The sequence below is a fragment of the Inquilinus ginsengisoli genome, assembly GCF_031453975.1.
Classification (GTDB): domain Bacteria; phylum Pseudomonadota; class Alphaproteobacteria; order DSM-16000; family Inquilinaceae; genus Inquilinus; species Inquilinus ginsengisoli_A.
Map to the genome: position 1 here is coordinate 123,320 of NZ_JAVDPW010000005.1, position 24,477 is coordinate 147,796.

Annotated in this window: 29 protein-coding genes; 9 read left to right on the plus strand and 20 right to left on the minus strand. The window is 70.2% G+C overall.

The window, feature by feature from the left end; genetic code table 11:
• Positions 1–1,084 precede the first annotated feature (1,084 nt).
• Entirely contained in the window at positions 1,085–1,960 is an 876-nt protein-coding gene (locus E9232_RS15055) for a hypothetical protein (RefSeq protein ID WP_309794974.1), read from the plus strand.
• A gap of 356 nt (positions 1,961–2,316) precedes the next feature.
• Here the strand turns inward: E9232_RS15055 and E9232_RS15060 are convergent, their stop codons facing one another.
• The 7 genes from E9232_RS15060 to E9232_RS15090 all read right to left on the minus strand — a co-directional run bounded on the left by E9232_RS15060 (position 2,317) and on the right by E9232_RS15090 (position 6,744).
• Entirely contained in the window at positions 2,317–2,826 is a 510-nt protein-coding gene (locus tag E9232_RS15060; RefSeq protein WP_309794975.1) for a hypothetical protein, read from the minus strand.
• Positions 2,827–2,923: 97 nt separating this feature from the next.
• A complete protein-coding gene (locus E9232_RS15065) occupies positions 2,924–4,897 on the minus strand; it encodes a S9 family peptidase (protein ID WP_309794976.1) in 1,974 nt (657 codons plus the stop codon).
• Positions 4,898–4,957: 60 nt separating this feature from the next.
• Positions 4,958–5,116: a YqaE/Pmp3 family membrane protein gene (locus E9232_RS15070; protein ID WP_034846286.1), complete on the minus strand. Its 159-nt coding sequence runs from the start codon at positions 5,114–5,116 to the stop codon at positions 4,958–4,960.
• An 81-nt stretch (positions 5,117–5,197) separates the two neighbouring features.
• On the minus strand, positions 5,198–5,344 hold the full coding sequence (locus E9232_RS15075; RefSeq protein ID WP_309794977.1) for an entericidin A/B family lipoprotein: 147 nt from the start codon (positions 5,342–5,344) through the stop codon (positions 5,198–5,200).
• 10 nt (positions 5,345–5,354) lie between these two features.
• A complete protein-coding gene (locus tag E9232_RS15080) occupies positions 5,355–5,537 on the minus strand; it encodes a CsbD family protein (RefSeq protein WP_309794978.1) in 183 nt (60 codons plus the stop codon).
• 109 nt (positions 5,538–5,646) lie between these two features.
• Positions 5,647–5,913, minus strand: coding sequence for a hypothetical protein (locus E9232_RS15085; RefSeq protein WP_309794979.1), 267 nt, complete (start codon positions 5,911–5,913; stop codon positions 5,647–5,649).
• Between the two features lie 99 nt (positions 5,914–6,012).
• Positions 6,013–6,744 carry a Crp/Fnr family transcriptional regulator gene (locus tag E9232_RS15090; protein ID WP_309794980.1) on the minus strand — a complete coding sequence of 244 codons (732 nt, stop codon included), beginning with the start codon at positions 6,742–6,744 and terminating at the stop codon, positions 6,013–6,015.
• 259 nt (positions 6,745–7,003) lie between these two features.
• Between E9232_RS15090 and E9232_RS15095 the strand changes: the two genes are divergently transcribed.
• On the plus strand, positions 7,004–7,882 hold the full coding sequence (locus E9232_RS15095; protein WP_309794981.1) for a hypothetical protein: 879 nt from the start codon (positions 7,004–7,006) through the stop codon (positions 7,880–7,882).
• A gap of 12 nt (positions 7,883–7,894) precedes the next feature.
• On the opposite strand, the gene E9232_RS15100 is transcribed toward E9232_RS15095, so the two are convergent.
• Complete coding sequence (locus E9232_RS15100) at positions 7,895–8,299, minus strand: bleomycin resistance protein (protein WP_309794982.1); 405 nt, start codon at positions 8,297–8,299, stop codon at positions 7,895–7,897.
• Between the two features lie 170 nt (positions 8,300–8,469).
• On the opposite strand from E9232_RS15100, the gene E9232_RS15105 reads away from it, so the two are divergent.
• Positions 8,470–8,847: a c-type cytochrome gene (locus E9232_RS15105; protein ID WP_309794983.1), complete on the plus strand. Its 378-nt coding sequence runs from the start codon at positions 8,470–8,472 to the stop codon at positions 8,845–8,847.
• A 19-nt stretch (positions 8,848–8,866) separates the two neighbouring features.
• Here the strand turns inward: E9232_RS15105 and E9232_RS15110 are convergent, their stop codons facing one another.
• Positions 8,867–10,297, minus strand: coding sequence for an MFS transporter (locus E9232_RS15110; RefSeq protein ID WP_309794984.1), 1,431 nt, complete (start codon positions 10,295–10,297; stop codon positions 8,867–8,869).
• A gap of 159 nt (positions 10,298–10,456) precedes the next feature.
• Between E9232_RS15110 and E9232_RS15115 the strand changes: the two genes are divergently transcribed.
• The 3 genes from E9232_RS15115 to E9232_RS15125 all read left to right on the plus strand — a co-directional run bounded on the left by E9232_RS15115 (position 10,457) and on the right by E9232_RS15125 (position 11,983).
• On the plus strand, positions 10,457–10,798 hold the full coding sequence (locus E9232_RS15115) for an ArsR/SmtB family transcription factor (protein ID WP_309794985.1): 342 nt from the start codon (positions 10,457–10,459) through the stop codon (positions 10,796–10,798).
• A gap of 100 nt (positions 10,799–10,898) precedes the next feature.
• Positions 10,899–11,321: a nuclear transport factor 2 family protein gene (locus E9232_RS15120; protein ID WP_309794986.1), complete on the plus strand. Its 423-nt coding sequence runs from the start codon at positions 10,899–10,901 to the stop codon at positions 11,319–11,321.
• Positions 11,322–11,605: 284 nt separating this feature from the next.
• Complete coding sequence (locus E9232_RS15125) at positions 11,606–11,983, plus strand: hypothetical protein (RefSeq protein WP_309794987.1); 378 nt, start codon at positions 11,606–11,608, stop codon at positions 11,981–11,983.
• A 214-nt stretch (positions 11,984–12,197) separates the two neighbouring features.
• On the opposite strand, the gene E9232_RS15130 is transcribed toward E9232_RS15125, so the two are convergent.
• Positions 12,198–12,641 carry a YybH family protein gene (locus tag E9232_RS15130; RefSeq protein ID WP_309794988.1) on the minus strand — a complete coding sequence of 148 codons (444 nt, stop codon included), beginning with the start codon at positions 12,639–12,641 and terminating at the stop codon, positions 12,198–12,200.
• Positions 12,642–12,883: 242 nt separating this feature from the next.
• Between E9232_RS15130 and E9232_RS15135 the strand changes: the two genes are divergently transcribed.
• Positions 12,884–13,369 carry a RidA family protein gene (locus tag E9232_RS15135; protein ID WP_309794989.1) on the plus strand — a complete coding sequence of 162 codons (486 nt, stop codon included), beginning with the start codon at positions 12,884–12,886 and terminating at the stop codon, positions 13,367–13,369.
• 39 nt (positions 13,370–13,408) lie between these two features.
• Here E9232_RS15135 and E9232_RS15140 read toward each other — a convergent pair whose 3' ends face one another.
• From E9232_RS15140 to E9232_RS15160, 5 genes are all read right to left on the minus strand, one after another.
• Complete coding sequence (locus tag E9232_RS15140; RefSeq protein ID WP_309794991.1) at positions 13,409–13,828, minus strand: VOC family protein; 420 nt, start codon at positions 13,826–13,828, stop codon at positions 13,409–13,411.
• Positions 13,829–13,943: 115 nt separating this feature from the next.
• On the minus strand, positions 13,944–15,215 hold the full coding sequence (locus E9232_RS15145; protein WP_309794994.1) for an RNA polymerase sigma factor: 1,272 nt from the start codon (positions 15,213–15,215) through the stop codon (positions 13,944–13,946).
• Complete coding sequence (locus tag E9232_RS15150; RefSeq protein ID WP_309794996.1) at positions 15,212–15,583, minus strand: YciI family protein; 372 nt, start codon at positions 15,581–15,583, stop codon at positions 15,212–15,214. Before E9232_RS15150 ends, E9232_RS15145 begins: the two co-directional genes overlap by 4 nt.
• A 300-nt stretch (positions 15,584–15,883) precedes the next feature.
• Positions 15,884–16,723, minus strand: coding sequence for an aminoglycoside phosphotransferase family protein (locus E9232_RS15155; RefSeq protein WP_309794998.1), 840 nt, complete (start codon positions 16,721–16,723; stop codon positions 15,884–15,886).
• A 41-nt stretch (positions 16,724–16,764) separates the two neighbouring features.
• Positions 16,765–17,643 (minus strand): alanine--tRNA ligase-related protein, encoded by an 879-nt coding sequence (locus tag E9232_RS15160; RefSeq protein ID WP_309795000.1) that lies wholly within the window; start codon positions 17,641–17,643, stop codon positions 16,765–16,767.
• A gap of 127 nt (positions 17,644–17,770) precedes the next feature.
• On the opposite strand from E9232_RS15160, the gene E9232_RS15165 reads away from it, so the two are divergent.
• Complete coding sequence (locus tag E9232_RS15165; RefSeq protein WP_309795003.1) at positions 17,771–18,454, plus strand: class I SAM-dependent methyltransferase; 684 nt, start codon at positions 17,771–17,773, stop codon at positions 18,452–18,454.
• Between the two features lie 24 nt (positions 18,455–18,478).
• Here the strand turns inward: E9232_RS15165 and poxB are convergent, their stop codons facing one another.
• The 5 genes from poxB to E9232_RS15190 all read right to left on the minus strand — a co-directional run bounded on the left by poxB (position 18,479) and on the right by E9232_RS15190 (position 23,084).
• Positions 18,479–20,206, minus strand: a complete 1,728-nt coding sequence (gene poxB, locus E9232_RS15170; protein WP_309795004.1) for a ubiquinone-dependent pyruvate dehydrogenase — start codon at positions 20,204–20,206, stop codon at positions 18,479–18,481.
• Positions 20,207–20,357: 151 nt separating this feature from the next.
• The gene (ripB, locus tag E9232_RS15175) at positions 20,358–20,885 is read right to left on the minus strand and encodes a (R)-specific enoyl-CoA hydratase RipB/Ich (RefSeq protein ID WP_309795006.1); all 528 of its coding nucleotides are present in this window, start codon (positions 20,883–20,885) and stop codon (positions 20,358–20,360) included.
• Between the two features lie 14 nt (positions 20,886–20,899).
• Entirely contained in the window at positions 20,900–21,469 is a 570-nt protein-coding gene (locus E9232_RS15180) for a DUF1993 domain-containing protein (RefSeq protein ID WP_309795008.1), read from the minus strand.
• A gap of 189 nt (positions 21,470–21,658) precedes the next feature.
• Positions 21,659–22,252: a HutD/Ves family protein gene (locus E9232_RS15185; RefSeq protein WP_309795011.1), complete on the minus strand. Its 594-nt coding sequence runs from the start codon at positions 22,250–22,252 to the stop codon at positions 21,659–21,661.
• 85 nt (positions 22,253–22,337) lie between these two features.
• Positions 22,338–23,084, minus strand: coding sequence for a 2OG-Fe(II) oxygenase (locus E9232_RS15190; protein ID WP_309795012.1), 747 nt, complete (start codon positions 23,082–23,084; stop codon positions 22,338–22,340).
• A 248-nt stretch (positions 23,085–23,332) separates the two neighbouring features.
• Here E9232_RS15190 and E9232_RS15195 point away from each other — a divergent pair, with 248 nt between their 5' ends.
• On the plus strand, positions 23,333–24,475 hold the full coding sequence (locus E9232_RS15195) for a vWA domain-containing protein (protein ID WP_309795014.1): 1,143 nt from the start codon (positions 23,333–23,335) through the stop codon (positions 24,473–24,475).
• Positions 24,476–24,477: the final 2 nt, after the last annotated feature.

Consider the following 24,477-nt stretch of genomic DNA (forward strand, 5'->3'; position numbering starts at 1 on the left):
GATCGAAGGCCGTCTTCGGCCTCGCCAATCTTGAACAGGTGCATTGAGATTGGGCGCGGCGGCAGTCGCCGTCGCACCCATGTTCATGCCACCCATGGGTTGACTTATACGCCAGCCCGGCAGCCGCATAACTGCTTCTTCTGTTCGGTGCTCTCGGAGCGCTCTGCCGGGAACGTATTGACGGAGTGCCTGTCGTAAACGCGATTGCCCAAGATAAGTGCTGATCAGCCCTTGCTGCGCTGCCCATCGTCAGGTCCGACAGCGTGTGAATCAAAAGGCTGGCCTGCTGAGGCAAAGTGGGAATATTGAAATTCACATCAGCCTGGCAAAATATTGATGCCATCCTCTGTTGGAACTATTATTATTGTGTGGCAATCTAAGGCGAATTCAAAGTCGATAAAACGCCGACCTTCTATTCGCGCATAGAACCTGAACGCACACCAAACCCTAAAGGAATTTCCGAATCTATCGTTAGCTTCAATAGGCGCTCCGGCATTACTCGTCCACATATACGTCGTTTGTTCTTTGCTCTTGATAATATGTGTTCCGATCACAAGAAAATCTTCAAATACAAGATGGAAATCACGTTCAGTGCTGTTTATAATAGTTAAATTCATGGGACTCTCGTTTGCTTGATCGATCGTCTTTGACGAGAATACACCCATATGCGCCGGCCTGGACAAACGATATTTGAATTGCACCTCTCAGCCGGGAGCGCACTCCTCAGGTGATCGCGCATCGCCGACATATCAGGTCGTGACGCCGTTCGCTTTCCGAGTCCGCTTTCCGCCCTTTGCGGAAGGTCCGAACGGCTCGCGCCATCGGCCGCATTCCACCCGAGAGCGGACAGCGGAGCCCGTGGGCGCCCGTCTAAAAGCAGGTGCCCAGTCATCTAAAAGCGCGCGCCCGGCTACACGCGCCCAGCCACATCGCCATGGGATGAACACGATGTTCACCCAGGGATGAACACGATGTTCACCCAGGGATGAACACGATGTTCACCCAGGGATGAACACGATGTTCACCCAGGCGTAAACACAATGTGCATTGTGTTAAGTGGAACGACTCGTTCATGATACGTTCCATGAAAACGCCACCAGACGGGTTCGACATCCAGGCCCACTGCCGCAGCCTCGCGCTGCAGCAGATGGAGATGCTCACCGAGATCGCCGAGATCAGCCTGCAGCTGGTCAGGGGCGAGGGCGCCCGTGCGCTCGACGCCCAGGCCCAGGTGAGGGCCGCGGCGCCCAAATCCGACGAGGCGGTGGCGGCCAGGGCCGAGGCGCGCGAGGCCGGGCTGGCCTTCGCCCGCTTCACCCGCACGGTGCATCAGTCGCTGGCCCAGCGCGCCCGCGCCGCCGCCAAGCTGTGCGCCCAGGACCGGGCCGAGATCCCCGACCGCCTGGCCGCCCGCAAGGCCCGCCGCGACCGCCACCGCGACGAGGTCCGGGACACCCTGCAGGACATGATCTGCGAGGAGATCGAGGATGAGGGCCGCTTCAACGCCCTGAAGGATGATCTCGAGGAGCGGGTCGACGGGCTCTACGAGGACCAGGACGTCCAGGTCGAGGACCGGCCGGTGGGGTCGGTGATGGCGGGGGTGGCCTGCGGCCTCGGCCTGTCGGAGACCTGGCAGCGCTGGCGCGGCGAGGAATGGCCGGCCACGCCGCGCCCGGCCCGGCCGGCGGGCAGCCCGGCGGAGATCCAGGCGATCCGGGCCAAGCGCCGGAAGGCGGTGACCGCCATGGTGGAGCGGGACTTTGCGGAATGCGCCGATCCCGCCTGGATCCCGGCGCTCCGAGCCGGGCTGGCGGTGCGGCTGCAGGAGCCCGATGGGATCGAGATGCTCGACACCGAGACCATCGCCACGGCCGCCCAGCGCCTCTGCCGGTCTCTCGGGCTCAGCCCGATGGTCTTCGGCTTCAAGCCGGAGGCGCCGGAGGCTCCTGACACCGGGTGATGGGTTGGATGGGGCGGGGCCACCCCCTCACCCCAGGGAGAAGGCGAAGCCTTCTTCCCCAGGGAGAGGGCGAAGCCCTCTTCCCTCACCCCAACACCGTCATTGCGAGGAGGCGAAGCCGACGAAGCAATCCATGCCAGGCGGCGCCATGGATTGCTTCGCTGCGCTCGCAATGACGGTGAAGGGAGCGGGAGAGGCTCCGCGCCGGATAGGTCCCGCTTCTCCGCGGGCCTCAGCCCGCGCCGGCCGTCGATGGCGAAGCCTGTTCCTTGCGCAGTCGCGCGCGGACGCGCGCAGACCCCTCCCCCTACCCCCTCCCGCAAGGGGGAGGGGGACTTCTGAGGCGAGCGCCGCGCCTACCGCGCGCTGCACTCCTGGGCCTTGGCCAGGCTGCGGACCATGCGCTCGACCACCGGGTCGAACGCCTTCAGGCCGGCGCGGGGGTAGTCGAGCTCGAAATAGGCGGCCTGGCCGTCGCCCAGGTCGATGCCCCTGACATAGAGCACCCGGTCCTTGCGGCTGCCCGACAGGCTGGCCCTGGCGTCGCCGATGCGCCGCAGCGAGAGCTGCCAGCCGTCCTTGATGTAGCTGTCGGCGCGGCCGGCGGCCTCTGACTTGAAGTCGCCCTCGACAATGTTACTGCCCCACACCGCCAGCCGCGCCCCGCTTGCGGCATCGGCCAGGGTGGCGCCGTCGCCGTTGTCGGACTCGGTCTCGACGGCGAAGCCGGGCGGGATGTCGACGGCGTAGCAGAACCGCGGATTGGCGTAGAACGACCAGGGCTCCGCCGCCCCGGACGGGCCGGCCAGCAGGAGGACGGCCAGGGCGGCGGCGAAGACCCCCGCGGCGCGTCGGCGATGAAACATGGTGGCTTCCCTCGGTGTCGCTGACTCGGAGACCGTCAGGAAACGCGGCTGGTGTGGCCATCTGACGGCGGACATACCAGCGCATTCCCGGACGGTCTCAGAAGGCGAGGCCGGTCTTGAAGATCTCCACCGCGTAGAAGGCCAGCTCGCCATCCAGCGCGCGCTGGATGTTGGCGGCCTTGCGGAAACCGTGCTGCTCGCCGGCGAACAGGACATAGCCGACCGGCTGGCCCTTGGCGCGCAGCGCGTCGACCATGGCCTCGGTCTGGTTCGGCGGCACCACCTCGTCCTCGTCGCCCTGGAAGAAGATCACCGGCTTGGACAGGCGGTCGGCGTGGAACAGCGGCGACCGCTCGCGGTACCGCTCCGCCTCCGCCGGGTACGGGCCGATCAGCCAGTCCAGGTAGCGCGACTCGAATTTGTGGGTGTCGCGGGCCAGGGCGGCCGCGTCGCTGACCCCGAAATGGCTGGCGCCGCCGGCGAAGTACGAGTCGAAGGCCAGCGCCGCCAGAGCGGTGTAGCCGCCGGCGCTGCCGCCGGTGATCACCGACCGCGCCGGGTCGGCCAGGCCCTGGGCGGCGAGGTGCTTGGCCCCGGCCACCGCATCCTGCACGTCGACGATGCCCCAGCTCAGGTTCAGCCGGTCGCGATAGGCGCGGCCATAGCCGGTGCTGCCGCCGTAGTTGACGTCCAGCACGGCGATGCCGCGGCTGGTCCAGTACTGGATGCCGAGGTTGAGCGTCGAGGAGGAGGCGGAGGTCGGGCCGCCATGGATCTTGACCACCAGCGGCGGCACATCGCCCTCCGGCGCTGCATGGTCCGCGCTGGCCGGCGGATAGTACAGGCCGAAGGCGGTGCGGCCGCCGGCGGTGGGGAACTCGACCGGCTGGGCCTCTGAGAAGTAGCCGCGCAGCGCCGGGTCCTGGCCGATCTCGGTCGCGCGCTTCAGCACCTCCCAGCGCAGGGTGGCGAGGTCGAGCCGGACGATCGAGGCGGCGTCGCGCGGCGAGCCGCCGCGGAACACCGCGGTGCGGTCATTGGCGCGGACCGAGCTGATGTCGGTGAAGGGCAGCGCGATCGGGGTCAGCGCGCCGGTCGCCAGGTCGACGAAGCCGAGCTTGCCCAAGCCCCCCTCGACATAGCTGCACAACAGGCGCTCCGGGCCGGCGAAGGCGTAGGTCGACAGGCCGAACACCCATTGCGGCTGGCCGAATTCGGCGGCCAGGGCCAGGATCGGCTCGACCGGGCCGCCGCGCCCGTCGCAGCGGTGCAGGTTCCACCAGCCGGAGCGGTCGGAGACGAACACCAGCTGGGCCCCGTCGGGCGACCACTCCGGCTGGAAGATCGATTCGCCGGATCCGCCGGCCAGCGCCCGCGCGCCGGACACCGACCCGTCGGCGGCGAGGTCGGCGACATGCAGAACGGTCTCGACCCAGGGCATGTGCGGGTGGTCCCAGGCCAGCCAGGCCAGGCGGCTGCCATCGGGCGAGAGGCGGGGCGACGAGAAGAAGTCGCGGCCCTCGGCCAGGATGCGCACGGTGCCAGCCTGGGCGCCGTCCAGCGGCACCGCGACGATGGCGTTGTCCGGGTGCGCCCGGCCGGGCGTGTGGTGCTCGCCGACGCCGATCCACAGCTTGCGCCGCGCGTCGATCTGGCCGTCGGCGAAGCGCCATTCCCCCGCCGCCGGATCGGTGGCCGGGGTGATCGCGACCGGGGCGGCGCCGGGCGCCTGGCGGTAGAGCCGGTGGTCGGGCGGGCCGCCGGCCGGGCCGGGGCGGTCGTTGGAGAAGAACACGGTGCCGTCGGCCACGGTCCAGGCGCCGCCGCCATATTCATGCACCCGGGTGCGGACATTGAAGCCGGCCGGGGTGGCGTCGCTGGCGTGGCCGTCTTGGCCCTGGCGGACCAGGACGCTGCGCCCGCCCTCCTGCGGCCGGCCTTCCAGCCACCACACGGCGTCGCCGTCCAGGCGGACCTCGGACAGGCCGATCGACTGCGCCACGATCAGGTCGGAGGTGATCGGCGACCTCCAGAAGCCGAAGGGCGCGGTTCGGATGGGGGATGGGGACATCGCTGGTTCTCCGGTCGACGGAGCGACAGCCTGTCCGATCGGGCGGCGGCTTTCCAGCCGCTATTTCTTCGCGATCACCCAGACCGCGTGGACGATGCCGGGGATATAGCCCAGCAGTGTCAGCAGGATGTTGAGCCAGAACTGCCCACCGAAGCCGACCTGCAGGAACACGCCCAGCGGCGGCAGCAGGATGGCGATGATGATCCGGATCAGATCCATTCCGGGCGAAGTCCTTCAGGGTCGGGAGTCATCAGGGCCGCGACGCCCGGGCGGACGGGGTGCGTCCGCCCGGGCGGTCGATCACGGCGGGTTCGGCTTGGTCGACTGCTCGATGTTCTGCCCGGCCTTCTGGGTGTCCTGGCCGACGCCGCGGACGGTGTTGTCGCAGGCGGCCATGCTCAGGCCGGCGGCCATCAGGCCGACGATGAGTACGATGCGTGTGATCATGATCTGCTCCTCACTTCTTGAGAACGTCGCGGACGGCATCCTTGACCTTGCCGGCCGCGGATTGGACCCGGCCGGTCGCCTGCTGCGCCCGGCCTTCGGCCTCGAGCCCGCGGTTGCCGGTGATCTTGCCGGCGACCGCCTTGCCCTTGCCCACCGCCTGGTCGACGGCGCCCTTGATGCGATCCTTGTCCAATGGGGTTCTCCTCAGGCTTCGGACAACCGATCCGGAACGGACCGGTCAGGGAACGGGACCGCGACCCAAAGGGTTCCGCGGCCCCGCGCGGGTGAGTGGCTCCGCGGGGTCAGCGGCAGAGGAAGCGGCCGATCGCCAGGCCGGCGGCGAAGGCGATGCCGAGGCTGGTCAGCGGCCGTTCGGTGACATGGCCCTGGATCTCGTCGCCGACGGTGCTGGCCGCCCTGCCGACGCGGCGGGCGCTGCGCCGGCCGGCATCGACCGCGTCCTGCGCCGCCCCGCCGGCGCGGCCGGCCAGGGTGCCGATCTCGGCCCGCAGATCCGCCAGCGTGCTGGTGAGGGTGTCGATGTCCTGTTCGAGGTTGCGGGTCGCCATGGTCGCGCTCTCCTTACGATTGACCGTCGCGCCGCGTCCGGGCCGCGGCCGTGCGGCCGGGGCATCGAAACGAGGCGATACGTTGGAAACAGGGGAAACTCAGATCAGTGGCCGTTTCGGCACCGGCGTCTCGGCCCATGCGGCGAGAGACCGCAGGGCGCTGGTGTCGTGGACCCGCAGCTTCTTGCGGGCGAGGGTGAAGACGCCGTCGCGGTGCAGGCGCCGCAGCACCCGGTTGGTGTGGATCAGCGACATGCCGAGCATGTCGGCGATGTGCTGCTGGGTCAGCGGGAAGTCCAGTGCATTGTCCTGGACGAGGTCGAGCTGCCGCGCCCGCTTGTAGACCGCGAGCACGATGGTCGCCACCCGCTCCATGCCCGAGCGCTGGCCGACCGACAGCAGGTTGTCGTCGACGATGCCTTCCTCATGCGCGGTCAGCCAGGTCACGTCGTAGGCCAGGCCGGGATGGTTGCGGAACAGGTCCCACAGCTTGCGCTTGGGGAAGACGCAGACCTCGACCTCAGTCAGGCATTCGATGCCGTAGGGCGCGCCGGTGTGGGGCGAGACATGGAACCCCATGAAGTCGCCCGGCATCAGGATGTTGAGGATCTGCCGCCGGGCATCCTCCAGCTCCTTGAAGCGGAAGGCCCAGCCGGAATAGAGGGTGTAGAGGTCGCTGTCGTCATCGCCCTGCGACAGGATCTGCGCCCCGGCCGAGAACTTGAGGGTGCCGCGGCGCATCTCGTTGATGAACGCGATCTCCTCATCGGTGTTGGTCTTGAACAACGGCCGGCTGCGCAACGGGCAGGTCGCGCATTTGGTCGGGGCCATCGATCGCGTCTCCTCATCAACCGGCGAGTCGGTTCGGGCGGCCATCGAATTAAACCGCGCGGCCGAATCCGAGTACGTCAAATGTTAACAGTCGTTACGGTCCGCTTCGCCGGCCGGATCAGCCGGGTGCCGTCATGGCTGCCAAGGGGGAACCCATTCTGTCCTCGCCCTGTATTGGCGTCGGGGCGGTTCGGCGGCGGGGGGCTTGGCCGGACCGGGCCGGCGCGGCATGGTGGCCGCCGAGCATTGCGAGGGAATCATGAGCCTGCGACCCATCCCGTCCCGCCGGCCGCGCGCGCCGGCCTGGCTGCTGCTGGCGGCGCTGGCGCTGCCGGCCCTGGCAGGCCTCGCGGGCCCGGCCATGGCGCAGACGACCCCGGCCGCACCCGGAACTCCGGCCGTTCCCCCGCCCTTCGACCCGTCCCGGCTGGTGCCGCAGACCGGGCCGGCCTTCCGCCAGGCTGAGACGCTGGGGCGCCAGATCTATGTGCTCGACGGCGCCGTGGCGCTGGCCAGCGACCTGCTGCGCCGCCAGGGCGTCGACCTGCGCGCCAGCGGCGTCGGCGGCTGGGTGACCGAGCCGGTGGCGGACGGCATCCTGGTCCGCTTCGTCAGGCGCGGCAGCGCCGGGCCGGAGGCGCTCTACGACGTCACCGTCGCCGCCACCGGCGCCCCGCCGACCCTGGCCCGGCGCGACGGCGCGCCGCTGACCCCGGACCAGACCGCCCAGCTCGCCGCCGAGCAGCTGGCGCTGGGCAAGATCGACCAGCCCTGTTCGAAGACCTACAACCCGATCGCCTTTCGCGACCCCGGCACCCGCAACTGGCGGGTCTATGCCCTGGCGGCGCCGACCGGCCCGGGCGTGTTCCTGATCGGCGGCCACTACCGCTTCCTGGTCAGCCCCGACGGCGGCCGGATCCTGTCCGGCGGCCGGCTGTCCCCGCCCTCCTGCCTCGCCGGGCAGGCCACGGCCGACGGGCAGCGCGCCGTCGGCTTCGCGGTGACGGAGGCGCAGCCGACCCCGACCGAGACCCAGGTGTTCCTCAGCCTGCTGCACCAGCTGCCGCTGATCGTGATGACCCCGCCGGAGGGCACGCGCTGGCTGGTCGCCGGCGGCTCGATCTGGTCGATGCGATAGCGCCCGGCTCGGTCAGCTCGAGAAGGCCAGCAGGTTGCCGTCGGGGTCGCGCACGATGAAGGTGCGGGCACCCCAGGGCTCCGTCCGCAGCGTCTGGTGGAGCGGGGCGCCGGCCGCCTGGACCTCCAGGAACAGCGGCTTGGCGTCGGCGAGGGTGATGGTCGCGGCCAGCGCGTCGGCCTCCCGCGCCCGGAACCCGGCATCGAAGACCGGGCCGTCGACATGGCGCAGGTTCAGCCGCGCCCCGTCGCGCACCACCTGGGCGTAGAAGGGCGGATCCCCGTAGGCGAAAGCCACCGCGAAGCCGAGCCTGCGGCTGTAGAAGTCGCAGGCCGCGGCGATGTCGGAGACGAACAGCTGCGGTTCGGCCGCGATGAGAACCGGCCGGGCAGAGCCCGGCTGCGTCGGGTCGGTCATGGTCGTCCCTCCCTCCTTCAGCGCCCGCCAGCTCTCGAATCCCGCCTTCCGGGCCCCGGCCTGTCAAGTCGGCCGGATTCCGCTTGATCTTCCGAATATGAGAATCTATCACGTTATAGAATGTGATGATTGCTCATATTTTTGATCGGATCAGCGGAAGGACGGATGCGATGAAGGTTGTGGTGGCTCTCGCGATCGCGGGCCTGGCCCTGCCAGCCGCGGCCCGGGCCCAGGTGGCGGACCCGGCGCGGGGCGAGGAGATCTTCGACGAATGCAGCGGTTGCCATTCGATCGAGGCCGGGACGAACCGATACGGCCCGTCGCTGCATGCGGTGGTCGGGCGCCGCTCCGGCGCGATCGGCGATTTCGACTATTCCGACGCGATGCGGGCCAGCCGCCTGGTGTGGACCGAGGCGACGCTGGACCGCTGGCTGACCAACCCCCGCGCGCTGGTGCCCGGCACCCGCATGGACTTCCCCGGTCCGCCGCAGCGGCAGGACCGGCGCGACGTCATCGCCTATCTCGAGGCGGCGGGCGGCGCGCCCTAGCGTCCCCCGCCGGCGGCGGTCACGCCGCGGCGCAGGCGGCCGGCCTGCGGGCCCGGCGCGGCAGGGCCAGCGCCACCACCCCGCCCAACCCGATGCCGGCCGCCGCGAGCAGGAAGGCGGTGCGGGCGCCATCGGCCATGGCGGCGCGCAGCAGCTCACCCTCCTGTCCTCCGGTTCCGGCATTGGCGATGGCGATCAGCACGGCCAGGCCGATGGCATTGCCGATGTTCAGCGCGGTCGAGGCCATGCCGGAGGCCACGCCCTGCTCCTCCGGCGCGACGCCGGAGGCGGCGGCGATCCACATCCCGGTCCAGGTGATGCCCTGGCCGATGCCGGAGACCACCAGGCCGGGCACCAGCGCCAGGTACCCGGCGCCGGGCGAGGCGGCGAGGCCGATCGCGACCGTGCCGGCGATGCCGAGGCCCCAGCCCAGCAGCAGGGTGCGGCGGGTCCCCAGCCGGGTGGCCAGGCGCTCGCCCAGCTGGGTGCCGGCGGCGATCGCCAGCGACGGCACCAGGAAGGCCAGTCCGGTCTCCAGCGCGGAATAGCCGTTCACGGTCTGGAACAGCACGGTCAGGAAATAGGGCAGGGCGCCGAAGCTGCCCATGTAGAGGAAGGTGGTGGCGATGGCTGCGGCCAGGCTGCGGTTGCGGAACAGGCGCAGCGGCATCAGCGGGTCGGCGCTGCGGGTCTCGATCAGCGCGAAGGCGGCCAGGGCCAGGGCGGACAGCACGGCGCAGGCCACGATGCCGGTGGAGCCCCAGCCTGCCTCCGGCCCCTGCACCAGCACCGTGACCAGCAGGGTGGCGCCGGCGGTGACGGTCAGCGCCCCGGGCAGGTCGAAGCTGCGACCTCCGTGCCGCGGCGGGTCGCGCGGGATCACCGCCAGCGCCGCCAGGGCCACGATCCCGGCCAGCGGCACGTTGACGAAGAACACGGCGGACCAGCCGAAGGTATCGGTCAGCACGCCGCCCAGCAGCGACCCCAGGGTCAGCCCGCTGGCGCCGGCGCCGCCCCACACCGCCAGGGCCCGGTTGCGCCGCGGCCCCTCCTCGAACAGCCGGTTGACCAGCGACAGCGTGGCCGGGAACAGGAAGGCGCCGCCGATGCCCTGGACCGCCCGGGCGACGATGATCACGCCGGGGCTCCAGGCCAGCCCGCCGACCAGCGAGGACAGGGCGTAGAGGGCCAGGGCGAACACGAACATCCGGCGCTGGCCCAAGAGGTCGGCGGCGCGCCCGCCCAGCAGCAGGAAGCCGCCGCAGAACACGGTGTAGGCGCTGACCACCCATTGCAGCGACTGTTCGGAGAAGCCGAGCCCCGCGCCGATCTCGGGCAGGGCGACGAACACGATGTTGAGGTCCAGCGAGACGATCAGCTGGGCGAAGGCCAGCAAGGCCAGGCTCCAGCCCAGCGAGCGGTGCCCGCCGGCGGAGAGGGACGCGGACATGGGGTCTCCCTGCGGATGCGATTCGTCCGACTGTACGCGTTTTATCGTACTGTTGAACAGTACTAGAATACGCGTACTATCGGACCCGAGGCGGCCGCTGCGGCCAGGCGCCGGCGGCGAAGGTTTGACTGTCCACGTACCGTTGCCTATCTAGGAGGGATGATCACCCCCCAGCATCCCGACCGGCACCAGATCCGGCTGGAGAACGTCCTAGCCGCCCTGGGCCACCCGATGCGGCTGGCCGTGCTCCGCGCCCTGGCTGCGGATGGCGAGCGGGCCTGCGGCACCCTGCTGAAGGGCGTGTCGAAATCCACCCTCACCCACCATTGGCGGGTGCTGCGCGACAGCGGCGTGATCTGGCAGCGCCCCCATGGCCGCGAGAACCTGCTGTCGCTGCGCCGCGAGGATCTCGACGCCCGGTTTCCGGGGCTGCTCGACGCCCTGCTCGGCGCCGCCGCGGCCGACCCCGCGGGCCCGGCGCCGGAGCGTGCCGCCGGCTGAGCTGGCTCGCCGGCCACACGCTTCGACCGGGACCGAAGCATCCGTCCGCACGCCGGTTCACCATCGGGCTACGGTTCCTGGACACCCGATGGAGCATGCGATGAACACCGATGCCGAGATCCGCCACATCTACGAGCGCTGGCACGAGACCGTGCGCGGCCGCGACCTCGACGGCCTGATGGCGCTCTACGCCGAGGATGCGGTGTTGGAGACGCCGCTGATCATCGCCACCCTGCGCGACCGGGCCGACGGCCGGCTGCAGGGCAATGCCGCGATCCGGTCGTTCTTCCAGGCCGGGCTGCGCACGCTGCAGACCGATCTCGGCCGCTGGTACCGCACCGGCACCTTCTACGCCAACGGCCGGCAGCTGGTCTGGGAGTATCCGCGCGAGACGCCGGAGGGCGACCAGGTCGACCTGGTCGAGGTGATGGACATCGAGCACGGGCTGATCGCCCATCACCGGGTCTATTGGGGCTGGGTCGGCTTCAAGCTGCTGTCCGCCGCCATGGCCAGGGTGGGCTGACGCGAACCCACGGCGCGGGGCGGCCGCGCCGCCGGTTCCCGCGCCGTCGATGGCCCCAGGGTCGAGACGTGGCCAAACCTGGGTCGCCTTTCGACCCGAAGCGGTCCTTGGAGCTCACGCGTTCGGGCGACCGCTTCTGATATCCTTCAGCGGAATGTGTTCGCAGGGGAGGAAGGTACTTCACCAACGCTCAGCAGATGGCAGGACCGATCTAGCCCACCGTGTTTTTTGGAGGGTATGGTGAGCTATCGGCTCTACTTGCAGCCTCGAGGTGGAGGTACTTTATGACCGCCGGGGACGAAGATCTTGACCTAACTCAGACCGAGCAGGCTCGTATAACCGACGTTGTTCAGGCGATTGTTGCCGGGAATCGATCTCTTCTTAATACAATAGTCGATGTCCCGTTGGTGGATGAAAAGATTTTTTGGGAGTGTGTGGATGAACTTCAAGGAAGCGTAGTGGTCCCAGAAGGCGCTTCCCCGTTGCGAGGAGGGTCGTACATTGCCAAGGATGGCGCTAAAACTGTGACCGTGAAACTTCTAGATAGATTAACCGGAGGGTATGACATTGCAATGATTTGTCATAGCCCCTCTGGTGATCTGGCTGATCACATTGAGGTTTGGACCATACTTCGAGATTATGGCGCGATCAGCTATATGTAGCGCCGCGTGTCGGCCTGCCTGAAGCCGTGAGGGTGGCCCTCGTGTCAACGGGGCCCCAAAAGGACCGCGTTGTCCGGTGCGCCGTATGTTGCCTTTGGGCCATCCACTCTATGGCCACTTCGGCTCTTGATCCGGCAGCCCCTCCCTCCCGGTCTCAACTTCCGCTTTCCGCCCAAAGGCGACGATCTCAGCCGCGCCCAATCGGGTTTTGACCCTAGGGCTTCAGGTCGACCGCCGCGCGCAGGCTGCCATCCATGTAGAAGGGCACGGATTCGTGCTCATGGGTGATGGTCCAGCCTTCCGCGGCGCGGCGCAGGCCGAAGGTGATGCGGAACCAGACATCGGCCGTCTCGCCATCGAGCTTGGTGCCGGTGAGCCGGGCCAGGCCATGGCAGAAGGCGACATCGCCGCCGACCGTCACCGCGAGGTCGCGGAGCTCGTAGCCGATCGGGCCCCGCCAGGTCGCGAACCAACCCTCCAGCCCGGCCGTGCCTTCGCCCTGGTCGCGCAGCGGCGGCGCCAGGGAGTACAGCACGAAATCCTCGGCCTGGCCGGCGATGACTCCCCGGGCGTCCTTGCGGCGCAGGGCCTGGGATCGCTGGTCGATCAGCGCCCGGATCCGGGCTTCGTCGGTGGCGGCATCGGGGGTCGTCGTCATCGCTCTCTCCTGTCGTGGGTGTCGATGGCACCCCCTGAGAACGAAGGACGGGCCGCCGATCCGACAGCGGGATCGGGATTTTTTGAGAGGGTCGCCTGTCCCGTCCAGAATTGAACGGTCGTTCGGTCAATGCATCGAGGCGACCTGTTCACCGGCTCGCGACAATCGGGCGCTTGTGCCGGCGGGGCGTGCCGGTACGCTGCGGTCACTGCATCGGGGCAGGGACGAGGGGAGCACCTGACATGGCCGAGATCGAAGCGAGGCTGGCGGCCCTGGGGCTGCAGCTGCCGGCCCCCATCAAGCTGCCGCCGGGCGTGGTGCTGGGCTTCCCCTGGGTCCGGGTGCATGGCGACCGGGCCTATGTCTCCGGCCATGGCGCGCTGGCGCCCGACGGGTCGCTCGCCCAGCCGCTGGGCAAGGTCGGCCAGGAGCTGACGCTGGAGCAGGGCTACCACGCCGCGAAGCTGACCGGCCTGGCGATCCTGGCCAGCCTGAAGGCCGAGCTTGGCGATCTCGACCGCATCACCGCCTGGCTGCGCGCCTTCGGCATGGTCAATGCCGGGCCTGGCTTCAACCGGTTCCCGCTGGTGATCAACGGCTTCACCGACCTGATCGTCAGCCTGTACGGCGAGGAGCGGGGCAAGCATTCCCGCTCCGCCGTCGGCATGGCCGGTCTGCCCTTCGACCTGGCGGTCGAGATCGAGGCCGAGGTCGCCATCCGCGCCTGAGAGGGGAGGGACGCCCGGGATCCGGGCGTCCAGGCCTTCTTAAGCGGCGGGCGCGCCGATCGACCACATCACGCCGAACGGGTCGCGCAGCTGGCCGTAGCGGTCGCCCCAGAACATCACCTGCAGCGGCAGCACGATCTCCGCCCCGGCTTCGACCGCGCGGTTCCACCAGGCGTCGGGGTCCTCGACATCGAGATGCAGGGTGAAGGCCTGCGGCGGCTGCAGCGGATAGCCGTGCTCCGGATACGCGTCGCCCAGCATCACCGAGCCGTTGTTGATGTAGAGGTGGATGTGCATCGTCCGCCCCTGCTCGTCGACCGGGATGCGGTTGACCTCCTCGGCGCCGAAGGCCCGCTGGTAGAACTCCGAGGCCTTCACCGCCCCGCCGACATTGAGATAGGCGGCCACGCCGAGAACCTTCGGCCGCACCTGCGCCGTCGCCTGTCCGGGTTCTGTCATGTCTTCCTCCTGCTTGCGGTTGTCCGTGGTCCGGCCGCGGCGGTTGCTGCGGACCTGACCCAAGGACGACCGGGCGGGCGCCGTGCCGACACGGCCGCCGAAAAAAGTTTCGGGGTCAGCTGGACGCCTTGGCGTCGGCCTCCGCGCCATCCTTCTGCAGCCGGTCGAGATGCAGCCGGATATGGGCCGCCTCCGCCGCCGTGCCGGCCAGCGCGATGGCCTGGTCGTAGGCGGTGCGCGCCTCGCCGAAGCGGCCGAGCTGCTGCAGCAGAGCCCCCTTCAGCCCGAAGAAGTAGAAATAGCCGGACAGGCGCGGCGCCAGCGGCTCGATCATCTCCAGCGCCGCCTGCGCGCCGTGCAGCTTGGACACCGCGACCGCCCGGTTGAGCGTGACCACCGGCGAGGGCTGCAGCCGCTCCAGCGCCTGGTACAGCAGGTCGATCTCGGCCCAGTCGGTGTCCTCGGGCCGCGCGGCGCGGGCGTGCAGCGCCGCGATCGCCGACTGCAGCTGGTAGGGGCCGGGGCGGCGGTGGCGGATCGCCTTGTCGATCAGCGCCAGCCCCTCGGCGATCATGGCGCGGTTCCACCGGCTGCGGTCCTGGTCCTCCAGCAGCACGATGCAGCCGTTCTCGTCGAAGCGGGCCGGGGCGCGGGAATGCTGCAGCAGCAGCAGGGCGGCCAGGCCCATCACCTCCGGCTCCGCCGGGAACAGCCGCAGCAGCAGCCGGGCCAGGCGGATCGCCTCGTCGCACAGCGGCGCGCGCAGCGGCGCCTCCTCGCTGCTGACGGTGTAGCCCTCGTTGAACACCAGGTAGATCATGGCGGCGACCGCGGCCAGCCGCCCCGCCCGCTCCGGCGCGCCCGGCGTCTCGAACGGCACGTCGGCGGCGGAGACGCGGGCCTTGGCCCGGGTGATGCGCTGCTCCATCGCCGCCTCGCCCACCAGGAAGGCGCGGGCGATCTGCCTGACCGGGATGCCGGAGACGACGCGCAGCGCCAGCGCGATCTGCTGGGTCGCCGGCAGGTCGGGATGACAGCAGATGAACAGCAGCCGCAGGATGTCGTCGCGGTACTGGTGGCCGTCCAGCCGGTCGGCCATGTCGGCCTCGGCGTCGTCGAGGTCGGACAGCAGCTCGTCCTCGGGCAACGGCACCTGCCGCTTGCCGCGCCGCACGGTGTCGAGCGCGGCGTTGCGGCCGACGAAGATCAGCCAGGCCGCGGGGTCGCGCGGCGGCCCCTTCTGCGGCCAGGTCTTCAAGGCCCGCAGGCAGGCGTCCTGGAACGCCTCCTCGGCGGTGTCGAGATCGCGGAAATAGCGCAGCAGGGCGCCGATCGCCTGGGGGCGGGCGGAGGTGATGGCCGCGTCGATCCAGGCGATGTCGGTCATGATCCTGCGGTCCCCGGCTTGAAGCTGCGGATCGGGCGGACCTCATAGGCCCCCCCGGGATTGGCGCGCGCGAGGTCGCGCACGATGTCCAGCACCTCGTCCAGCGAGGCGCAGTCGAAGGTGTAGAAGCCCAGAAGCTGCTCCTTGGTCTCGGCGAAGGGGCCGTCGATCACCAGCGGCTCGCCCGCGCCGCTGCGCAGGGTGGTGGCCGCGGTGGTGGGCATCAGCCGGGCGACGGGTCCGATCTTGCCCTGCCGGGCCAGCGGCTCCTGCACCGCGACCAGCCGGGCTATGACGGCATCGTCTTCGGCCTTGCTCCAGCCCTCGGTCACGGCTTCGTTGTGGTAGCAGAGGACGGCGTACAGCATCCGGTCGTTTCCTTTTCATCCCGAGGACGAACGAGTATGCCCGCCGCCGACACCGCCGGCAAAAAATGCCGCCGGCCACGCCCGGGACGACGGGGAATGCCGGCGATTCCTTTCTAGTCCCCCCTCCCCTTGCGGGAGGGGGCTAGGGGGAGGGGTCTGCGCGCGTCCGCGCACGAATGGCCTGGGAGCCCGGTCCCGCACAGGCTGGTCGGTCGCCAAAGGAAGGCTGGCTCGGGTGGAGAAAACCCCCTCCCCCTACCCCCCTTCCGCAAGGGGAGGGGGGACTCAGATTGATGAGGTTCAGTCGCCACCCAGCTCCGCCAGCGCCAGCTCCGCCACCGCCAGGTCGATGGCGGGATGGTCGCCGTCGTCGAGGCTCCAGACCGCGGACAGGCCGGCGGCGGCCAGCACCCAGCGCAGCAGGCGGCCGCGCTCGATCCCCGCCGCCTCGGCCACCACCGCCGCCCGCCGGGCCAGGCGGCCGGGCAGGGTGGCAACCGCCTCCTCGGGGGCGGCGAGGGCGGGCGCGCCGGGCAGGCCCATGTCGGGGTTGGTGAAGAGGCTGCCGAAATCATAGCCGCGGTCGCCGACCAGATGGCGCGGGTCGATCGCCAGCCAGCCGCGCGGGCCGAAATCCAGCACATTGTCGTGGTGGAGGTCGCCATGCAGGGTGACGATCTCGCGCGGCGCCGCCAGCAGGTCGCGGGCCACGGCGGCGGCGCGGGCCACCACGCCGCCGTAACGGTCGCCGCCGAGGGTCAGCGGCTCGAACCATCGCGCCAGCGGCAGCAGCCCGTCCGGCAGCGGCCGGCCGCGCGGGGCGTGCAGCCCGGCCGCGGCGGCGCACAGGATGCGGCAGGCGTCGTCGTCCTGCCCCTGCCGCGCCAGGACGGTCAGCGAGCAGGGGCCGGTGGCGCGCTCCAGCAGCAGCGTGTCGTCGTGCTGGGCCAGCACCATGGCGGCGCCCTCGCCGGTCCAGTACTGCATCAGCAGGCAGCCCAGGCGCTCATCCGCGTTGACCGGCTGCTTGATCATGGCGGCAAGGTCGCCGCTGCGCACCGGCAGCAGCCGGCTGCCATGGGTGACGATCGGGTCGCCGTCCGGCACCAGGCTCCAGCGGGCCAGGTCGTCTTCGAACATCGTCTCGGTCCTGTGTTCGGGGGGATGGAATGCGGGCGGAGTCATGGCGCGTCCTCCAGCTCCGCCAGATCGATGCCATGGGTGTCGAACCACCATTCCGGCGGTTGGTCCGGGTGGCGGGTCTTGAGCCTGAGATAGCGGCTGCGCAGCCGCTGCTGGCGCGCCACCTCCGCCCGGAACTCCGGGTGGTCGAGCGTGCCGCCGAGCGCCCACAGCCGGCGCAGCAGCTTGCGCAGCACATAGCCCTGCGCCTTGCCGCCGGGCCGGTAGCCGCTGGCGATGATGCTCTCGATCGCGTCGACCAGGACCTGCTCCGGCGTCGGCGGCGGGGTGCCGTTGACCAGCATGTCCAGCCGGTCGAGCCCGAAGCCGCAATCGATGCAGCTGCCCAGCGGGTTGACGATGTTGCCGATCTCGACCCCGTCCCGATAGAACTCGGTGCAACAGCCGGAGATGGCGCCGTCGCTCCAGGTGCAGTCCGGGTCGGGCCGGATCGGCACGCGGCCGCGATACAGCGGCGACCACGCGTCCATCCGGTCGGGGTGGATGGTGACATGGTCCGGCCATGCGCCGATCCCGTCGAGGAAGGCGAGCCAGAAGTCGATCGCCTGCCCGACCGTCATGCGGCGGAACGAGAACAGGCCGATCATGTCGAAGCGGAGCCGGTGGGTGCCGTCGCCGATCTCGTCGAGATCGCCCAGCCGCAGGCAGGGCTGGAGGTTGGCGAAGGTGCCGGTGAAGGCCGGGTCGGCGAACAGCGGCTTGAACTGCTGCATCCCGGCCGTGCAGAACAGCGTGGTGCTGTCGAAGGGCCGAACCGATGGGTTCGTGGTGAAACCGATCCCCTTTTCCTCGCAGAAAAGCTGGAACCGGTGGGTCAGGCGTCCCGCGGGGACATAGGCAACCTCCTGTGCGCTCAAAGGCCCGCCGGGATGGCGGGCCTCACATCCTCATTTAGGCATGCACCGGGCATCGGCTCAAGGGGTCGATCCCCTGGCGCCGGGCGATGGCCATCGCCATCTCCGTCGGAGCGCAAGGGAGGGATGGATGGGCTCCGCAATCCGCTTCACCGGCACTGGGCCTGGGGCCCGCACCCGGGACGGCTGCTCGGTCGAGCTATACCGCCGCGTGCCGGCGGATGACGAGCCGGAGATCGTCGCCGGGGTGGTCCCGGCCGGCGGCACGGTGCTGGACCTGGGCGCGGGCGCCGGCCGCGTCGCCCATGCCCTGGTCGCGCTCGGCTATGTCGTGACCGCCGTCGACAACTCGGCCGAGATGCTGGCCCATGTCAGGGGCGCGGAGACGGTGCTGGCGGATATCGAGACGCTCGACCTCGGCCGCGGCTTCGACGCGGTGCTGCTGGCCAGCACCCTGATCAACTTCCCCGAGGCCGCGACCCGCGCGGCCCTGCTCGCCGCCTGCCGCCGTCACGTCCGGCCCGGCGGCGCGGTGCTGATCCAGCGGCGCAACCCGGAGACCTTCATGGCGCTGCGGCCCGGCCCGGCCGGGGAGAGCGCCGGAGTCCGCGACTTCATCGATTCGGTCCGGCACGAGGGCCGCCTGGCCCACATCACCGTCCGGTCCGAAGCCGCGGACGCGGTGTGGACCCAGAGCTTCACCTGCGAGCTGATCGACGACCGCCAGCTGGACGAGGCGCTGGGCGAGGCCGGGCTGCGGCTGGCCCGCTGGCTGGACGCGCGGCGGCGCTGGGCGCTGGCCGTGCCGGCCTGAGCATCCCGGCCCCGCCGCGCGCGGTCAGCGGCGCAGGTTGGTCCGGGCCAGCTCGACGATCGCGTCGACCCGGCCGTTCAGCACCGCCTTCAGCATGTACAGGGTGAAGCCCTTGGCCATCTCGCCGGTGACCTTGGGCGGCATCGCCAGCTCCATGCGGTTGACCACGGCGTCGATCAGCACCGGGCCGGGATGGGCCAGCGCCTCGGCCAGCTTGGTCTCGACCTCCGCCGGGTCCTCGATGCGCACGCCCTTGATGCCGACCGCCTCGGCCATGGCGGCGAAGTTGGGGTTGACCAGCTCGGTGCCGGTGTCGAGGAAGCCGGAGGATTTCTGCTCCAGCTCGATGAAGCCGAGCGAGCCGTTGTTGAACACCACCACCTTCACCGGCAGCTTCAGCTGCACCAGGCTCAGCAGGTCGCCCATCAGCATGGTGAAGCCGCCGTCGCCGGACAGCGAGATCACCTGGCGCTGGGGGAAGGCGGCCTGGGCGCCGATCGACTGGGCCATCGCATTGGCCATCGACCCGTGCCAGAACGACCCCAGCAGCCGGCGCCGGCCGTTCATGGCGAGGTAACGCGCCGCCCACACCGTGGGCAGGCCGACATCGCAGGTGAAGATGGCGTCGTCTGCGGCCTGCTGGCTCAGCACCCGGGCGATGTGCTGCGGGTGCAGCGGGCCGCCGGGACGGCCTGTGGCCAGCTCGTCGAGGTCCTTGCGCGCCTCCTGGTAGCGCAGCACCGCGGCGTCGAGATGGGCCCGGTCGGTCTTGGGCTTCAGGCGCGGCAGCAGCGCCCGGATGGTCGAGACCACGTCGCCGATCAGGCCGAGATCGACCGGCGCCCGCCGGCCGATCGCCTCCGGCCGGATGTCGATTTGGGCGATGCGCGCGGCCTTCGGATAGAACTGGCGGTAGGGGAAGTCGGTGCCCAGCATCACCAGGGCGTCGCAGGATTCCATGGCGTAATAGCCGGAGGAGAAGCCGATCAGCCCGGTCATGCCGACGTCGTAGGGGTTCTCCCACTCGACATGCTCCTTGCCGCGCATGGCATGGACCACGGGGGCCTTCAGCGCCTCGGCCAGCTGCAGCAGCTCGGCATGGGCGCCCTCGCAGCCGCCGCCGCACAGCAGGGTGACGCGGGACGCGCCGTTCAGCAGCTCGGCCAACTGGTCCAGCGCGTGGTCCGGCGGGGTGATGGTGGGCCGCGCCGGGGCCAGGCCCAGCGGCTTCGGCGCCGGCGCGTCGCCGGCCGGCTTCAGGGCGACGTCGCCCGGGATCACCAGCACGCAGACGCAGCGTTCGGCCGTGGCGCGGCGGATGGCGATCTCCAGCGCGCGGGGCATCTGCTCGGGGCTGGAGACCAGCTCGCAATAGCTGCTGCACTCGCGGAACAGCTGCTCGGGATGGGTCTCCTGGAAGTAGCCGGAGCCGATCTCGGCCGAGGGGATGTGGGCGGCGATGGCCACCACCGGCACGCGCGAGCGGTGGCAGTCGAACAGGCCATTGATCAGGTGCAGGTTGCCCGGGCCGCAGCTGCCGGCGCAGACCGCCAGTTGGCCGGTGACATGGGCGTCGGCCCCGGCGGCGAAGGCCGCGACCTCCTCATGCCGCAGGTGCAGCCATTTGATGCCGCCATGGCGGCGCAGCGAGTCGGTGAAGCCGTTCAGGCTGTCGCCGACGATCCCGTAGATCCGCTGCACGCCGGCGGCGGCGAGGGTGTCGACCATCTGGTCTGCGACGGTTCTGGCCATGGCGGTCTCCTCGAACGGCAATTCGTGGAACGGTGACGGACCGGCGGTGCGGCCCGCATGCGACCTTATCGCCTGTATCGGGTCCGGCCGCGTGCCGGATGGTCGCACCGGGCGGCGGTCGGATCAGGGGAAAATCCACGGCCGCTGCGGGTCAGTAGTTCGCGGCCTCCTCCGGCGAATGGCCACGGCGGTGGACCAGCATGGTGCGTTCGAAGCTCATCACCTCGGCGCCGTCCTGGTTGAGGCCGCGGGTGGCGACGGTGACGATCCCCTGGGTCGGGCGGCTCTTGGACTCGCGCTTGTGCAGCACGGTGCTCTCGGCATAGAGGGTGTCGCCGGCGAAGACCGGGTGGCTGGCCTTCACCTTGTCCCAGCCGAGATTGGCGACGACCTTGGCGCTGACCGTGCGCACGCTCATGCCGATCAGCAGCGCCAGGGTGAAAGTCGAATCCACCAGCATCCTCTTCCATTCGGTCTTGGCGGCGTAGGCGGCATCGAAATGGACCTGCTGGGTGTTCATGGTCAGCAGCGTGAACCAGACATTGTCGGCATCCAGCACGGTGCGGCCGGGCCGGTGCTCGAACACGTCGCCCGGCTCGAAATCCTCCCAGTACAGGCCCGAGGTCTCGCGGTAGCGGCGGTCGCCGACGGTTTTGTAGGCGGGCAGAACGGGGTCCATGGGGTCTTTCCTCCTCAGCCGGCCGTGTAGACCGCCGGCCCCTCATAGTCCTGCTTGCCGAGGTCGACGCCGCTGTGGCGCAGGATCGCGTAGGCCAGGACGATGTGGAAATGGAAGTTCGGCAGGGCGTAGTGCAGCAGGAAGGGCAGCCCGGTGAAGTGCCGCGTCCGGCCGCCCATGGTGACCGCGACCGGCCGGTCCTCGGCACCGTCGATGCGGTCCGGCGCCAGGCCGTCGAGATAGGAGAGGGCGGCGGCGATGCGGGCGGCAAGCTGCGGAAAGCTCTCCTCGCCCGCGGGGAAGGCGTGGCGGACGCCGCGGTTGAACACGGCGAAATCCTCGGCCTCCGGGTCGGGCAATTCGGCGCCGGCCAGCCGCGCCGCCGCGCCCCGGGCACCGTCCGTCGCGATCTGGACCTGGCGGGCCAGCGGGAACATGTCCGGGGCCAGCCGGCTGGCCAGCAGGATGGCCGGGTCGAATCCCCGGGCCGCGGCATGGGCCTCAGCCTTGGCGAGGATAGCGGCGCATTGGGTCAGGCCGCGACGGAACACCGGCACCGAGGCCTGGTACATCGAGATCGTCATTCGCCTCGTCCCCGACTGTCATGCCCGGGCCTGACCCGCGGATGTCCGGTCGAGCTTTCCCTTATTGTCATGCCACGGCTTGACCGTGGCATCCAGGGGCGGCCAGAGCAGCTCTTGGTGGCCCCTGGATTGCCCGGTCAAGCCGGGCAATGACAGCAAAAGAATCCCGCGCCCTCTACGTCCGCACGTCTACCGCGGCCGCAGGGCCACGGCGTAAACCAAGCTGTCGGCCTCGGCGCCGCGCAGGTGCGGGGCGCGGTCGTCCTCGTCCTCGACGATCGCGGTCTCGCCCTCGGTCACGGCGAGGTGGCGGCCGATGTCGATCACCGCGGTGCCGCGCAGCACGTGGAACAGCCAGACCGTCGCCGGCTCCAGCATCGCATCGGCGTCGTCCAGCGCCACCACCCGGTGGTCGATCTGCAGCGCCCGGTCGGCGATCACGTTGAGGTCGCGCACCGGGCCGTCGATCAGCCGGCAGGTGGTGGCCGCCTCGCCGTCGAAGTCGAAGGGCTGATGCGGCCGGTCGAGGCGGACGGTGTTCGGCGCCGCGCCGGCCTCGCTGATCGTCAGCTCCATGCCCCGGCCGGACAGCAGCATGATGGTGCGGCTGCAACCGGGGAAGGCGGAGAACGGGCCTTCCGATGCCACCTCGGCCAGGCTCAGCCGCCAGCGGAACCCGGCCGGGCCGTCGCTCGGCTCGGAGGCGATCTCGGCTGTCGTCCCGCCGCCGTTGCGCCAGGGCATCACACGGTGCTGGGCGGGCGAAACGATGCGAGCGGGCATGGGCGGCGCAACCTTGGGCAACGGGGCCGGGATCATACCATAGGATGGGCCGCGTCCATCCCTGATCGCATCGCAGGATCCGCGGTCACCGGGCGTCGTGGAAGATGATGCCGAGCGTGTGCCGGCGGCCGGAGCGCAGGCGGCTGACGCCGTGCCGCAGATTGACCCGGTAGTCGCCGCGGGTGCCCGCGACCGGGCGGTGATGCACCGCGAAGGCCACGGCGTCGCCCTGGCGCAGCGGCACCACTTCCGGCCGCGACTGCATGCGCGGCCGCTGCTCGGTCAGCACGAACTCGCCGCCGGTGAAGTCGCGCCCCGGCTCCGACAGCAGGATCGCCACCTGCAGCGGGAAGGCCAGGTCGCCATACAGGTCCTGGTGCAGGCAGTTGTAGTCGCCCGGCCCGTATTGCAGCAGCAACGGCGTCGGGCGCAGCTGGCCGGCGGCGTGGCACAGCTTCAGGAAGGCCTCGTGCTCCGCGGGATAGCGGGTGTCGATCCCCATCCGCCGGTTCCACTCATTGGCGATCGGCGCCAGCCGGGGATAGAGGGCGCCGCGCAGCCCGCCGACCAGGTCGGGCAGGGGATAGGCGAAGTACTTGTACTCGCCGCGGCCGAAGCCGTGCCGGCCCATCACCACCCGGCTGCGGAACGGGCCGTCCTGGGGATACAGCGCGGCGATGCTGCGGCATTCCTCGGGCGACAGCAGCTGCGGCAGCACCGCCGATCCCTGCTGGTCGAGCTCGCCGGCCGCGGCGGTCCAGTCGATCCGCGCCACCCGGTCGGCAGGGGAAGCGGCGGCGGGGGCCAAGGGGTGGAGAAGGGCGCGGGGCATCGGTTCGTCTCCCGGTGGTTCCGGTGGTTGGGGTCGTGACGCCACAGTGCCGATCCACGACCCGCGGCGCACTCCGGCGCTTGCGGCCGAATTCGGGCGGGCCCCGCCCGTGCCGACGGTCCGGCACAGGATCATGTCCGGATTGGGGAGGATGGCACTTCATTCCGCCCTGGAAACGACGCAGCGGGCGCCGAAACCAGTGTCATGACCGAGCCCTGCCGGGCCGGTATCCCTAGGAGAGTGCCACCATGACGCGCGCGATCGTTCGTGGACCCAAATTCCTCCGCACCCTGCTGCTGGGCAGCGCCCTCGGCGCCCTGCTGGCGGGGCCCGCCTGGGCGGTGCAGGGGCAGGACCAGGGGCGGCCCCAGGTCGAGGTCGCCTTCGTGCTCGACACCACCGGGTCGATGGCCGACCTGATCGACGGCGCCAAGCGCAAGATCTGGTCGATCGCCACCACCATCGTCGAGGCCAACCCCGACGCCGAGATCCGCATCGCGCTGGTGGCCTATCGCGACCGCGGCGACGACTACGTCACCCGGACCTACGAGCTGACCACGGATATCCAGGGTCTGTACGGCAAGCTGCTGCAGCTGCGCGCCGACGGCGGCGGCGACTGGCCGGAATCGGTGAACGAGGCGCTGCACGACGCGGTGACCAAGGTGCGCTGGAGCCAGGGCGGCCAGGCCCGCAAGATCGTCTTCCTGGTCGGCGACGCGCCGCCGCACATGGACTACGCCAACGCCCCGAAATACGCCGAGGTGGTGGCCGCCGCGCGCAAGAACGGCATCATCGTCAACGCGGTGCAGGCGGGCAATGCCGGCGACACCCGGCAGATCTGGCAGGACATCGCCCAGCGCGGCGCCGGCCGCTACATCCCGATCCCGCAGGATGGCGGGCAGGTGGCGGCGATCGTCACGCCCTACGACGACGCCATCATCATCCTGCAGCGCCGGATCGACGCCACCGTGATCCCCTACGGCTCGGCGGTGCAGCAGGACGGCCTGCGCGAGAAGATGGACCTGCGCGCGTCGGCCCCCGCCTCGGTCCAGGCCGACAACTCCGGCTTCTACAGCAAGCGGTCCGACCGCACCGAGGTCGTGACCGGTGCCGGCGACCTGGTGGCCGACGTCGCCAGCGGCGCCAAGGCGCTGGGGTCGGTGTCGGATGACGAGCTGCCGGAGGTGCTGAGGGGCAAGACCGCGGAGGAGCGCCAGGCCTATGTCGCGCAGCAGCAGGCCGAGCGCGCGGCGCTGACGACCGAGATGGCGGCGCTGGTCGGCCAGCGCGACAGCTTCATCGAGGCCGAACAGGCGAAGCAGGCCGGCTCGGCGCCGGTCGACAGCTTCGACCGCGCGGTCGAGGAGACGCTCCGCACCCAGCTGGAGTAAGG